This is a genomic window from Candidatus Methylacidithermus pantelleriae (assembly GCF_905250085.1).
Classification (GTDB): Bacteria; Verrucomicrobiota; Verrucomicrobiia; order Methylacidiphilales; family Methylacidiphilaceae; genus Methylacidithermus; species Methylacidithermus pantelleriae.
This window is the reverse complement of record NZ_CAJNOB010000027.1, coordinates 1-13,480: the sequence shown is the minus strand read 5'-3', so window position 1 is coordinate 13,480 and position 13,480 is coordinate 1. Positions and strand designations below refer to the sequence as shown.

The window sequence follows — 13,480 nt, the reverse complement described above, 5'->3', positions numbered from 1 at the left end:
TTTCCCTTAGCGAGCTTGACACATTTTCCACGCCTCAACTCTTGTTCCTGCGCCGAGAGAAGCTGCATCAATGGGCCCCTACCCCCAGCCCTTTTCCCCTGTGATCCGTTGCCCGGGCTGCATCCCGGCTCGAAGAAGAATTGGCTTTGCTCCCCTCCTCGAGCAACGCGCCGACGTTGCCCTGGGTCCTCATGCATGCCCCCCAAACGTCACAAGCATCCAGCCTTTCTTCCAATGCTCGGTCAGCCTTGCGCAGCTGCATCTCCTTTCGCTCCCCATCGTTAGCTTGCCGGAGAACGTTCACCCCGAAGACCGTGCCCATGCTGAGCGCCCAACTTCCCTCTGGCTAAAGCCAGGAACTTGTACGGCACCTTTCGGTCAGGCTTCTGGGAGACCCAAGATGGGGGAAAGGTTTGTTAACTCCGGAAGACCGCTGCCCTTATTCCCGGCAACGGTAGACGCCGGAAGCGGTCTTTGGGATTATCCAATCCCTCATGGGTTTCCAAGGGTTCCGGCTCCGGGAACATACCAGAGTAGAGAGGCAGTTTCAGCTGTCATGTGCCGCATATGACGTCCAATGCCTATGGAAGCTAATTGGAACCCATACGCCCACTTTTCCCTGACCGTCCTTGAACGCTTGTTCTGCCCCATGCCCAACCCGCCCCCCATCCAATCGCCGACCTTTCTCGTCCTAAACACGACAGGCTATTAAGGAGCCCCGGGAACTGGATCCAAAAGCTTTTCCTTAGGACTGCAAGGAGGCTAATATCGCGGTCTCCGACGTTTCTTCCGGCGCTTGATCCGGACAAGCTTGACAAGATGGAACTTCCCCTGGGACCTGGGCACCCAGACTCCACAAGAGCTTTTTAATCGTCAATCCCTTCTCTCTTGGGTCAAATGTAGTAAAGGTAATCTATAGAGAATTCCAACCAGGAGAAAGCCATGCCTCAATATCAGTACCTTATCGTCGGGGGAGGAATGACTGCGGATAGCGCGGTTCGGGCCATCCGGGCTTCCGACCCCAACGGCACCGTTGGCATAATTAGCGAAGAACCAGACCCACCCTACCTCCGCCCTCCGCTTTCAAAAGGGCTCTGGAAGGGGCTCCCGTTTGAGGAAGTATGGTGCCGGACAGCGGAACTCGGGGTGGATCTTCACTTGCAAAGACGGGCGGTTACGTTGGACGTTCGCGATCATATCGTCCGCGACGATCGGGGAACCACCTACCAGTTCCAAAAGCTCTTACTAGCTACCGGGGGGCGTCCTCGAAGGTTACAGGTCGAAGTGGCGGAAGAGAAGTTGATTCACTTTCGAACATTGGATGATTACCGTCGACTGGAGCATTTTGCCCAAAGAGCCCAGCGGTTTGCGGTGGTCGGGGGAGGATTCATCGGCTCGGAAATAGCAGCGGCCCTCGCGGGAAAAGGAAAGCAAGTTTGGCTTATCTTCCCAGAAGAGGGGATCGGAAGAAGGATCTTTCCTCAGGACCTTTCCCTTTTTCTTAACCAGTATTATCGCGAGCACGGGGTGGAAGTGCTTTGTGGCGAGTCGGTGCACTCAGCGAAAGAAGATGGAGAGCAGGTCCGGATGCTGACTTCGGGTCAGCGAACTCTCGTCGTGGACACCATTGTGGCGGGTATTGGGATTGAACCGGAGGTTTCGCTGGCTCGCGACGCGGGGCTGCCGCTGTCGAATGGGATCGCGGTGGACGAGTACCTGCGCGCAGGGCATCCCGATATCTTCGCCGCAGGCGACGTCGCCTCCTTTTTTAACCCGCATCTAGGCAAGCGGATTCGCGTGGAACACGAGGATAACGCCCGAACCATGGGGGCACGGGCCGGAACCAACATGGCCGGGCAGGCAGAGCCTTATGACCACCTGCCGTTTTTTTACTCAGATCTATTTGATCTCGGTTATGAAGCCGTCGGGGAACTCAACGGGCAATGGCCGACCTTAGCCGAGTGGAAGGAGCCATTCCGTGAGGGGGTGGTATATTACTTGGAGGGCGCCCGGGTCCGGGGCGTTCTTTTATGGAATGTTTGGGGAAAAGTGGAAGAAGCTCGGACACTCATCGCCGAAGCAGGGCCCTTTGGTCCGAGCGATCTTAAGGGTCGAATCTCTTGGTAGACGGGCGCGAGACCTTTCTGTCGTGGTATTTGGTTTGCCGACTTAGCCTAGATTTCGCTCCTTCAAAAGGGGAATAGGCAAGTGAATGCCTGGATCGTTTTGCTGTGTCTGGCTGTCTCGATTCGGCTGGGACTAGAGAGCGGTCTTGCTTCACGCCAGTTCGACTGGCTCAGAAAGGCCCAAACGGGCGAACCGCAGAATCAGGAGCAAAAGACCATCCAAAAAAGAAGCCTAATGTACTGTCAGGATCGGTTGAGGCTTGGACTTGCCCGAAGGTTTTACGGGGCCCTTCTCTTCATGGGCTGGACCTTCGGGAAAGGACTAGCTTCGTTACATGGGCTTTTCCTTTCCCTTCCCTTGACTCAGACCCTGCGAGGATCCCTTTTTCTTTTGGTTTTTGGTTTAGCCCAAGGAATTCTCTATTTACCGTGGTCCATCTACGAAACGTTTGGTCTGGAAGCTCGCTACGGTTTCAATCGAACGAGCCCCATCCTTTTTGCAGTGGACCGCTGGAAGGAAACCAGCCTGTTTGTGTTTCTTGGATTCCCTTTTTTTTTCGGCTTGCTCTGGCTTTTGGAATCCAGCCAGCTCGGATGGCTGTGGGTATGGGCAATGTATTGTGGTTTTAGTTTTTTCCTTCGCTGGGCTTATCCCGTATGGCTTGCACCGCTCTTTCATCGCTTCCGGCCATTGGAAGCCGATTGGTCTTCGCGAATGCAACGCCTCCTAGGAGAGCACGGTCTTGCCCCTTGTACCCTATGGGTCATGGATGCTTCTCGGCGCAGCGGGCATTCCAACGCTTACTTTGCGGGGGTCGGTCAGCACCGAAGGGTGGTTCTCTACGACACGCTTTTGGAACAACTTTCACTTGAAGAAGCGGAGGCGGTGCTCCTCCATGAAATTGGACACTACAAACTGCGTCACGAGAGGTTTCTTACGGTCCTAGAGGTCGGTATTACCTTTTTGTGCGCTGTTTCTTTACCCTGGTTCTATCGACAAAAGGGCCTCTTTGCGGCATTGGGCTTCGCTTGTCCGTCCTATGAAGCGCTTTTGGCTCTAGTGGCTCTCGTTGGACCTACTGTGGCCTTTCCCCTCCAGCCATTTTTGACCCGGATCTTGCGAAGACTGGAAGCTCAGGCAGACGCCTTTGTCGTTCGTTTGGGCAAAGGGAAAGAACTGGCTTCTGCCCTGCAGAAGATCTACGGCGAGAATGCCGTTTTTTGTCCCACCGAACCCATGTATGCTGCCTTTTACTCTACGCATCCACCCCCAGAATCACGCTTGCGCCAGCTGGCTCACGAGGGGGCTCAGCCTCTTTCTGGCAAACCCCTAGACGCGCCTTTCGACTTTTCCTCTTTCCGATTTTTAGTTGCACAAGATTCTCTTGGATAGGACCTTTTATGAGACATCTTCCGGCCAGGCTGAGACGTCGCCTCGCCTTTCTTGGCAGTGATGACAAAACCTCTCCGATTTTTAGCGCGACAAAGCCCACGGGAAAAAAGCGAAAGACTGAGTCAGAATACATCGGCCAACCCTCGACGTTCTGAGAGAGCCAAGGAGAGAACGCTGGCCGTGCTGCGTAGCCTCTTCGAGGAAGAAATTCCTCGGGTTTTCGTTCCCAGAGAGGACGGGCCCAGAATTGGTTTTCGGCTCTGGGACGGAACCCTTTGGCCTTCAGGGGTCAATTTAGACGTTACCATCGTCCTTACCCACCCGGGGAGCCTGCGAAAGATGCTGCTGTGGGCCAACGACGTCCGGTTGGGAGAAGCCTTCCTGCGCCGTGATTTCGACGTAGAAGGATCCCTAGAGCCGATCTTTGTCTTGGCCGATCGATTGGCTCAGAAACTTATCCGTCCGAGCGTCCGGCTCCGCCTAGCCCTTCTGTTGCTAGGGTTGCCCCGTGACGAAAATCCCGAGACAACGCCTATCAGCCGCCCTCGCCTCATGGGCATGCAACATTCTCTGCAGCGCGATCGAGAAGCTATCGCTTATCACTACGATGTTTCCAATGAATTCTTTTCCCTGTGGCTCGATTCGCAGATGGTCTATTCCTGCGCGTATTTCCAACGGGGAACAGAATCCCTGGACGAAGCACAACGACAAAAACTCGATTACGTGTGCCGTAAACTTCGGCTACGCCCTGGCCAAAGATTTTTGGATATCGGATGCGGATGGGGGAGCCTTGTGCTTCATGCGGCAGCCAATTATGGGGTTGAGGCTTTGGGGATTACGCTAAGCAGTCAACAACAACTATGGGCCCAAGAGGAGATCCGGAAACGCGGATTGGAACGGGTATGCCGAGTGGAACTCTGCGATTACCGGGAATTGAAAGGAGAAGCCCAGTGGGACGCCATTGCCAGTGTCGGAATGGTCGAACATGTCGGAGCCCAGCTTTTGCCCACCTATTTTGCTTGTGCCTATCGACTTTTGAAACGAGGCGGAGTCTTTCTCAACCACGGAATTGCCGTTGGTGTTCATGATATACCCCAAAAGGGACCGGGATTTGTCGACACCTATATTTTTCCTGATGGAGAGCTATCTCCTTTGCCCACAACTCTTCAGGCTGCTGAAAAGGCCGGCTTTGAAATTCGAGATGTTGAGAGTTTGCGAGAACACTACATGCGGACAATGCGGCTTTGGCTTGAGCGCATGGAAGCAAAGCGCGCGGAAGCCATCCGGTATGTAGGGGAAACAAATTATAGAAAATGGCGCCTTTTCATGAGTGGTTCCGCCTACGCCTTTTCCCAAGGTAAACTCAACCTTTACCAAACCCTCCTCTATAAGGGTTCAGGAGGTCCTTCCTCACTGCCTCTTACACGGGAGGACTGGTACCGGTCCGCCCCAAACTAGAGTTTTTCTCCCAAAGAAGATCCTCCCATTCTCTACCCAAAGATCCTAGTCTTCTTTTGCCTTTGGCTTTTTCTGCTGGTCCTTGAATACCCAATCATAACACAAATCGATCCGGCAACGGGTCCACATATTTCGTTCCTTTTTGGAACCCGCTCTGAGGTATGGCGGAAACCAGGATTCTCCCTCCTATCGAGCACCTTGAGGTCGCCCACGCAAGTCACCCATGCAAAAGGAGAACATTATTTCTCTTTCTGGCACCCCTCGTGACTTGCTCCGCCGTAAACAACCCGCGACGGAAGTCGCACGCCTTCTTGTAGAGCGCAAGATATGGCTGACCTTTCCCTTCCCATGCTCTCAACATCAGGTGTCTCTACGGCCGCCCTTGGCCAATGCGCGGCTTCGCCAATCGTGCCAAAATTCCGACTTGAGTTCACTTCGCTGTGCGCGCTGAGAGGGCACTCGAAACCATGTGCCGAACGTCTCCCCAGACCTTCATACCGCAAACAGCTCTGACTAGTGTAGGTTCGATCGACGTACTCGACCTCGATGCCCGCGGTGCTTGCCTTATACTCGACGAAGGACTGCAGCTGCCGCCACCCCTGCGGTGCCAACGGGCGCACACGCGCTTGCCGGCCTTCCTCCGGTCGCGGATCTGCGTGAGGTCGTCCATCCCGATCCTGTCGACCCCGCCTCGATGTGGCCCTGGACGATGCTTCTAGTCGTTTCGGAATGGATGTGCCGAACGCGCCAAATCCTTTTACCGGAGACCAGCCGCAGCCTTCCCTCTAGCACTCTGGCTGCCGTTCCAGGGAAGACAGCGACGCACGCCAAGAGAGCGGTCGGGCTTGTGGCGCAATTTTCCGCCGCCAAAGATTTTGCCTGTGCTTATGGCGGCGAGGTTCTTTTCCCCTACACCACGCCCACCACGCTGCCGGACGCCAGAGCTTGCCTTTCTTCCGTCTCGACGACGAGCTTAAGATACCATGTCCTGTCGCGAAAGACCTGTTCCGCTTCCTTCACCCGACCGGGGGCAAGGATGCGCTTTGGCTACTTGCCCACACACAGCCAGATGCTGATGCGTCCATCGATCGTATAGAGCAACACACTTTCACCCTTCGTGGTGTACGTGCGCTTGTCGAAGGGCACGCTGGCATGGTCGAACCGGATGGCCCGGAGCGGGCCGTCCTTTCTGATGGGTCCCCATGTCTTCTCTGCCCTCTAGGCCTTGCACACCATAAAAATCGCGTTGCTACACCTCTGGGCGCCCAATGGTGTTGGCTAGCTTAACTTCGACACTGTTTGAAGGTACATTCCTGTAGCCGAACGAGTGAATGGTTTCGTCCTGCCTACCTGACCCACTTGGGCCCGTGAGAAACAAGAGGAAGCAGATCCATTTTTTGGAATAGTCCGTTTGCTTCTATGCGTATTTCGCAAAGCATTCGGCGCTACCATTTGCCTTCGGACAAAAGCCCCGCTACGGGGATAACTTAAACACAACGAAGAGGGGTTCGGGGGTTTTCTTCCGTGGAAGCTTTTCCAAATCCATTGGGCTCGGAGGCGAGCGGTGAGCCCGTAGACCTGCGAAAAGATCCGGATCTCACTGCAGACTCGGGTCCCCACCCGGAAAGTGATACACGGGACAGACTTTCGTGGAGCTTTTGAGCTGGGGAAAAACCGCCGGTAAAAACCTCGGCCAGTCGCTGATCTCATGAGTGGGGGGCCTCTGCGTGGAAAGCTTCCGCCGGGGAGCGATCGGACTGCATGAGATCCCAGCCATCGATTGCTTCCTCTGGTGGGATCCGCTCCTCTCTTTACGTTTCCACAAGAAGCGGCCCTTGAGGGTCGACCCCGTGCTCCAAAATATTTATGGGCTTGGAGGCAAAAGAGCGCTCCAACCGACCTGGCTGCCCAGTTTAAGCAAATGGGCTTCTTGCGTGACCGTTTTGGGGAATCTCCGTCAATATCTCCTTGGCAGAAGCCGCCCTGTTTTCCCGCCGGGCCCGATCGGTCAAGGCCTAGGCCACTTTCCTCGGGCAATCACAGATCAAACTCCATTGCCTCCCACTTCGATCACTTGGCTCCGCTCGGTAGACCAAAGCTGCCGATCTTTTGGGAAAACCCCGACAATCGTTCTTGCAGCTTGGCCTCTCTTAGCTCAAGTGAGATATGCAAGCCATCTCTACTTTCAGCGCTTCCAAGTTCGGCTGGCTTTTTCCTTCCTTCATCAAAAACAAAGGTTCTTTCTTGAACCCCCAACCGCTGTTGGAGTGTCACAAGCAACTCCACAAGCGTCTTCGAATCCCTCGGTTTCCCTGCAAAATTTTTACGAGAAAATCGGAACTCCTTAAGCATGGACCGCAATCGAGAAGAAGGACTTGACGCCGATCGCCTCGCTGATCCCGGCTCTCTCCATCATAGGCCAGTGTCCATTCCTCCCTCTCCCCTCAAAGTACACACGGGGTAGATCATAAAGCAGAAGAGTCGTTGCCCGCAGGGGAATCCGCGCGATAGAACTTCTTTTCCACCCACCTCCGTACCTCGTTTCACGCATCCATCGGCCAGGTGTAGGTCCTTTTCCTTCAAATCCCTTTTCTTCCCCCCGCATAATTGCCCCAAAAGCGTTCGCCTTGCTTTCTCCCACAACGCACACTTCGAAGAGGGAAAAAAATCCGCCGCAAAAGCGATCGCTTTAATGAACCGGTGCTTCCGCTCGCTCCGATCTCACTCCTGCAAGCATTTCCTCTAGACGCCACCTTCACGACACCTCTTCCCATACCCTTAACCCCCAACATCTTTAGGGCACCCCCGCCTGTACGCCCTCCAGGGCGACAAGCTTCCACCCTTTCAAGCTTGTCCGGACAATCTCTTGCGTTTGGACCGGGAGCCGCCTCTCATTTTGGCCCAATTCCTTGTCTTCACCTTTCTCCCCACCGCGTAGGACGGCTGACCCCCACCCCCACCTGCTCGTACACCGTGCCGTTGCGATCAGTACGGACCTACTGGAGATGAATGCCTACAACTTACAACATCTATCATTTTTCCATGCAAAAATTAGCTATGCACAATCTCTTCCCATATCGACCCTACACAGTTTTCCATAAGTCCTTGACTGGGAACTACAAAAGTCAAAAACCTGAAGAAGTTACGATAGCCCAGCAGGATGTAGACCCCCTAATGCAGGGCTACGCTGTTCGAGACGCTACGCTGGCACACCACGGGATTGAGCCGGTTGCAAGCGTCGGCGCAGGCCGAGTAGAGTGTAGTAGGCGATTTTGCTTCTTCCGCAGCAACATCCCGTTGGATCGACGCTGTCCCCATCATAACTCATCGCCTTCGTCCAGTGACACGCTAAGAACCCTCGGTGGAACGGCGGATGGTCTTGGCCCTCTCATTGCCCGCCGTGCCGACGGACTACGACGGCGACCACAGCTCGGTGCCCCACGGCCGCTTCTTCGGCTCAACGAAACGGTGGAAGCGCCGCCTGGCCGTGATGGCCTTGAGCAGCTTGACGACATCGGCCACGGCGATACCAGGCGGAACGCCCACAAAAAGGTTAATGTCATCCGGCTGGATCTCCCGGGAGATCACAGGCTACCCAGCTTCGGCGTAGATCGCATCCACTATCGCTCCCGTTTGGTTAGCCACCGCTCCGGTCAACACGTCACGCCCATCCTTCGGACACCAGATCCCTTGGTAGGCCATTGGATCGAGATGCCATTCCGGTTACCGATCATCTCGATCATAAACCACACTCTACACCCCATAGGGCACTCCAACCGGCCGCCATTTCTCCCGCCATGGAAATCAAGGCTTTTCTCTTGCGGACGGTCAATGAAAAAGGCTCCATCGCTAATCTGCCGTTTAGGAAGTACATGTTATAGGCTCACCGTCCAAAAGGGCAACCAACTGTCTGGCATGACCAGAAGCAACGAATCATCTCCCTAACCAGCCCCGAGACACATCGGCATCACCCATACTTGCAAAAAGGAGGAAACCTTTTGACGGTCAAAGCCCGTCGCCTAGCTCCTCTTCCCATGCTCAAAGCTAAAGGCGAACAGAGGTGGCCAAGAGCTTGCGGAAACGTGATGGCTTGGGAATTTCGCCGATCATCCAAAGGTTTTTCCGTTCCACGCCCAATGGGTCGCCAAAACGTCTCGAAAAACCACGTATACTCGCGAAGGCTCCAAGCAAAACGACTCAGCGACCAACTCGCAAATGCCGGTTGCCAGTTCTTGAATCTTTTCTCTGGGAAGACCGATCGCCATAACTTCCACAAAAGCGCTTTTTCCTTCCGTCTCCCCAAAGGAAATGGCTTCTAGCGGCGCTAAGGCACACATCATATACTTGGCCGGTTTTCCGAGGGTTTTCGCAACCCGTTGCGATATTTTGTTCAAGGCTTGCTTCTGGTGGACTGGATCGAGTTTTACGTCGGTCTGGATGAGTACGTAAGGCATGCTGTTTTTCTACCCTAGCCTTAAGACATGTCAAAACCTTGAGGGTCTTCTATCCGATCCCGTCACAACCATGTTCCCAGCTTCTCCGACACGAGACCGCAACGGTCTTTCCCCGGCATTCCAACTAGTCGTTTACCGGATTCCGTAAATGTTGCCCTCCTCATCTACGTCCACCTGGGCAGCCGCCGGATCTCGTTGCAAACCCGGCATAGTTAAAGTCTCCCCGCAAATCATCACCACAAACCCCGCCCCTGCGGCCAAGCGCACTTCTCGAAGAGGAAGTACAAACCCCTCCGGCGCGCCGACGCGTCGAGGATCGGCTGTAAAAGAGTACTGGGTTTTGGCCACGCAGATATCCAGCGAGCCAAAACCTCTTCTTTCCAATCGCTCGATTTCTTTTCTGGCTTTTGGTGCAACCTCCACATCACTGGCTCTATAAATCCGTACTGCGATCGCTTCTAGTTTTCGTAAAAGAGGCCAGTGCGATTCGTATACGAATCGGAGTTGAGGCGGGGTTCGGTCTTTGACCAGTCCCATGACGGCTTCGGCTAGGTCCACGGCCCCGGCCGAGCCGTCCGCCCAATGAGTGCTCGTTACCAGCGGAACCCCCCAGGCTTTCACCTCGTTTTGGAGCCAAGCAAGTTCCCCTTCGCTGTCTTGCGAGAATCGATTGACACAGACGACACACGGGAGCCCAAAACCATCCCAAACGTTTTGCACATGCCGGTGCAGATTCTCCACACCCGCCGCTAGCGCCTTCGCATTGGGCTGGTGCACTGACCCCACAGGACAACCACCATGATACTTGATCGAGCGAAGCGTGGCCACAATGACGGCTGCAGAAGGTTGCAGGCCACCTCTGCGGCATTTGATGTGGATGAATTTTTCAGCCCCAAGGTCACTTCCAAACCCTGCCTCGGTTACCACATAATCGGCTAGCCGAAGGCCAGCCTCTGTTGCGACCAGCGAGCTACATCCGTGGGCAATGTTCCCAAATGGGCCTCCGTGAACCAGAGCCGGGTTTCCCTCCAAGGTTTGAACCAGGTTTGGCTTGAAGGCATCCCGAAGCAAAGCCGTCATGGCCCCGGCCGCACCCAGATCGCGTGCTCGAACGAGCCGATCCCCTCGAGCCCACGCAACCACAATGTTCCCAAGGCGTTCCTTTAGTTCGGCCAGCGACCGCGCTAAGCAGAGGATCGCCATCACTTCTGAAGCAGCTACGATGTCAAACGCATCGCGGCGAACAACGCTTCCTGTCTCTAGGCCGACGACAATCTGCCGGAGCGCACGGTCGTTTACGTCTACGACCCTACGCCATCCAATTTCCCAGGGGACGATCTCTAATTGGTTTCCATGATAGAGATGGTTGTCCAAAAGAGCGGCCAAAAGATTATGGGCCAGAGCGATCGCACCAAAATCCCCAGTGAAGTTTAGATTAATTTCCTCTCGCGGAATGACCTGAGCTTTTCCTCCACCGGTTGCCCCTCCTTTCACTCCAAAAACCGGACCTACTGAAGGCTCTCGTAGGGAAAGAATCGCGCGCTGGCCAAGTCGTTGCAAAGCGTCAACCAGACCTATGGCGGTTGTAGTTTTACCCTCGCCAAAGGGCGTGGGACTCATGGCCGTGACAAGAATGAGCTTGCCGCGAGGCCGACTCTCTAGTCTCCGCAAAAGTGGCAAGGAAAGCTTGGCCATGTAAGGCCCGTGAAGCTCGAGATCCTCAGGACGAAGGCCAAGTTTCTCCCGCGCTACCTCCGGAATCGGCCTCGGTCTACAAGCGCGGGCAATTTTCTCGTCTGTATCCATCCGCTTCCTTGTTATGACCCAAAAAACAATTGCCGACAGCGAAAATCGTTACGCAAGCTAACCTTTGCCTATGGCTTTCGTCGAGTCCCGGCTGCGGTTACCACCCAAAGGGGGAGCTTTGCCTCCGGCGCGACCTTGTCCCACGATCTGTTTTGGACACCCGCCGCCAAAAACCCTCCGGTGGATCCACTTTCCTCGCTGAAACGACTGTGCCCAGGCTAGCGAAGGGGACTTGGTTCATCGACTGGCTGGCTAGGCCAAAAGAAAAGATGCGTCGGGCATCGACAACCCGTCGCCCCAAAACGGGGAATACTAGGCAAAAGGACCTCGAGTTGACAAAGTTGCCTGGCCCAAAGGCACTCACCCAGCACTCCAGGAAAAACCCAAAAGCTCACTGGCTTGCCGACCCTCCGTAACCGGTCCACGTGCCAGTGGCACCTGGGAGTGTCTTTCAAGTGGCACGCGAGGCGTTTTCCCAGCCCACCCCGAGCACTCCCTAGGTAGACGTAAAGACCTGGCTCAAAATTCTGAAAACCGAGAGCGCCCACCCGGATCTTTGGAGCGCTAGCGAGAAAGATCCAGAATAGATACGTCCCCGGCTGTCGAAAAAGACCGGATTTCAGCAACGGCAGACACCAGACCTTTTTTAGCCATCCCACCGGACAATTGTATCCCTCCGCCCCCAAAAAAGAGACTTTCTGCAACGCGCCCCCCGTTTGGGCAAGGAATCTTTTTTCCAAAGACACAAGCCAGGTACTCCCTAAAAGAGGATCCCAAAAGAGTAAACAATCCGCGATTCAAGTCTCAAGCTTTCTTGTAGAGCATAGAGATGGTTGCCTCTGCCCAGCTCCCAACATTAGGCGTGCTTACAGCTGCCCTTGTCGAAGTGCACGTGGCATGGTCGAAGCGGATGGCCGGAGTGGGCGGGATCCTTCCTGATGTGTCCCCATGCCTTCTTTTCCCTGTAGGCCTTGCACAGCCTGAAAGATGGTGTTGGAGCACATCTGGGCACCCAACGGCGTTGCCTAGCGCAACGTGGGGTCGGTATCCTGGTGCAGGACTACCCTATTCCAGACGTAGTATCGCACGCACCGGGAACGAGCCGGTTGCAAGCACTGGCGTAGACCGAGCAGGGTAGAGTAAGCGGTCTTGCGTGCTCCGCCGTACTATCCTGTTGGATCGACGCCGTGGGCATCATGACTCATGGGCTTCGGGTGACATGCTGACAACCTTCGACAGAGCGGCAGACGATCGCGGCACTGAGATTGCCCGCTGTGCCGCCGTAGTATGACGGCAGCCACGCTGACCGCCTTACTGCCGCTTCTGTAGCTTGGGGATACGCTGGAACCGCCGCCTCGCCATGACGACCCTAACCACCTTACCGGCATCGGCCACACGGCGATGGTGACCAGAATGCCGACAAAAAGATGAATGTCATGCGGCTGGATCTGCGGGGAGATCGCCGCCTAGCCACGTTCAGCGCAGATCCCATCCAGTATCCCTCCCGTTTCCCTAGCCACCGCTACGGTCAAGACATCGCACCAAACCTTTGGACACCAGATTAGCTGGTAGGGCGTTGGATCGACGCCATTCCGGTTGGTGAGCATCTCGATCGCGCACCACATTCTCCACCCCATGGTCCGCTCCACACACGCCCCCAATTCCTCCCGCGATTTTAATCGCTACCTTCTTTGCGGAGAGTCTATGGAAGATCCTTAGTCTCGACATAGAACAGCGCTGTGGAGCACCCTTCCTAAAACCATGGAGAACAATTCCCCTCCCAGGGAAGATTGCCCGGGACACCGGCCCAACAGTGCTGCTCACGATTCGCATGCCCGGCTTTCACCGACAGAGCCCAGGTAGCGCCCATGTCCACGTTTTCTCGGACAAAGGCGCGGCAGCCAGCCGATTGCCCTTCGGCCGGGCATGCGCCCCATGCGCCACTTTGAGTCTCTTCCGGACACCTGCGATAGAAACGACCATAGATGTTTGGTTCGGTTGCTTCCGGCTAGGGCGAAGGTGAAATCACTTCTATCCGAGTGGCCACGACTCTCTCTGCCACGGATAGGCGTTCAGAGAGACCCCATTCTCTCCGAGGACAAGCGCAGAAGACCGCGACCTGGTAAGAACCGATGCCATGACGGCACGCGTGGTTGACCGCTCCGTTCACAGACGTGTGGACCGGGTCGACTTCGATCAGCTCGACTCCGGCGCGAAAAAAGCCTCGTTGAACAACCACGATC

11 protein-coding genes and 1 pseudogene are annotated in these 13,480 nt (G+C 55.3%); 4 read left to right on the top strand and 8 right to left on the bottom strand.

What is annotated here, in order from left to right:
* Window positions 1–67: 67 nt before the first annotated feature.
* Entirely contained in the window at window positions 68–322 is a 255-nt protein-coding gene (locus KK925_RS07025; protein WP_174583389.1) for a hypothetical protein, read from the bottom strand.
* 620 nt (window positions 323–942) lie between these two features.
* Between KK925_RS07025 and KK925_RS07020 the strand changes: the two genes are divergently transcribed.
* From KK925_RS07020 to KK925_RS07010, 3 genes are all read left to right on the top strand, one after another.
* Complete coding sequence (locus KK925_RS07020; RefSeq protein WP_174583388.1) at window positions 943–2,127, top strand: NAD(P)/FAD-dependent oxidoreductase; 1,185 nt, start codon at window positions 943–945, stop codon at window positions 2,125–2,127.
* Between the two features lie 81 nt (window positions 2,128–2,208).
* The gene (locus KK925_RS07015; RefSeq protein WP_174583387.1) at window positions 2,209–3,519 is read left to right on the top strand and encodes a M48 family metallopeptidase; all 1,311 of its coding nucleotides are present in this window, start codon (window positions 2,209–2,211) and stop codon (window positions 3,517–3,519) included.
* 180 nt (window positions 3,520–3,699) lie between these two features.
* Window positions 3,700–4,977, top strand: a complete 1,278-nt coding sequence (locus KK925_RS07010) for an SAM-dependent methyltransferase (protein ID WP_214096380.1) — start codon at window positions 3,700–3,702, stop codon at window positions 4,975–4,977.
* A 239-nt stretch (window positions 4,978–5,216) separates the two neighbouring features.
* Here the strand turns inward: KK925_RS07010 and KK925_RS11445 are convergent, their stop codons facing one another.
* Window positions 5,217–5,597, bottom strand: a complete 381-nt coding sequence (locus KK925_RS11445) for a zinc ribbon domain-containing protein (protein WP_214096379.1) — start codon at window positions 5,595–5,597, stop codon at window positions 5,217–5,219.
* Here KK925_RS11445 and KK925_RS07000 point away from each other — a divergent pair.
* Window positions 5,537–6,073 (top strand): hypothetical protein, encoded by a 537-nt coding sequence (locus KK925_RS07000; protein ID WP_214096382.1) that lies wholly within the window; start codon window positions 5,537–5,539, stop codon window positions 6,071–6,073. The two genes, KK925_RS11445 and KK925_RS07000, sit on opposite strands and share 61 nt — an antisense overlap.
* 1,248 nt (window positions 6,074–7,321) lie before the next feature.
* On the opposite strand, the gene KK925_RS06995 is transcribed toward KK925_RS07000, so the two are convergent.
* The 6 genes and pseudogenes from KK925_RS06995 to KK925_RS06970 all read right to left on the bottom strand — a co-directional run.
* Window positions 7,322–7,528, bottom strand: a complete 207-nt coding sequence (locus KK925_RS06995; RefSeq protein WP_214096378.1) for a hypothetical protein — start codon at window positions 7,526–7,528, stop codon at window positions 7,322–7,324.
* Between the two features lie 860 nt (window positions 7,529–8,388).
* Complete coding sequence (locus KK925_RS06990; protein ID WP_174583383.1) at window positions 8,389–8,565, bottom strand: transposase; 177 nt, start codon at window positions 8,563–8,565, stop codon at window positions 8,389–8,391.
* Between the two features lie 518 nt (window positions 8,566–9,083).
* On the bottom strand, window positions 9,084–9,431 hold the full coding sequence (locus KK925_RS06985; protein ID WP_174583382.1) for a phenylpyruvate tautomerase MIF-related protein: 348 nt from the start codon (window positions 9,429–9,431) through the stop codon (window positions 9,084–9,086).
* Between the two features lie 132 nt (window positions 9,432–9,563).
* Window positions 9,564–11,237, bottom strand: a complete 1,674-nt coding sequence (locus tag KK925_RS06980; RefSeq protein ID WP_174583381.1) for a formate--tetrahydrofolate ligase — start codon at window positions 11,235–11,237, stop codon at window positions 9,564–9,566.
* Window positions 11,238–11,455: 218 nt separating this feature from the next.
* On the bottom strand, window positions 11,456–11,863 hold the full coding sequence (locus KK925_RS06975) for a GIY-YIG nuclease family protein (RefSeq protein ID WP_174583380.1): 408 nt from the start codon (window positions 11,861–11,863) through the stop codon (window positions 11,456–11,458).
* 1,382 nt (window positions 11,864–13,245) lie between these two features.
* A pseudogene (locus KK925_RS06970) lies at window positions 13,246–13,480 on the bottom strand (hypothetical protein); the annotation flags it as partial.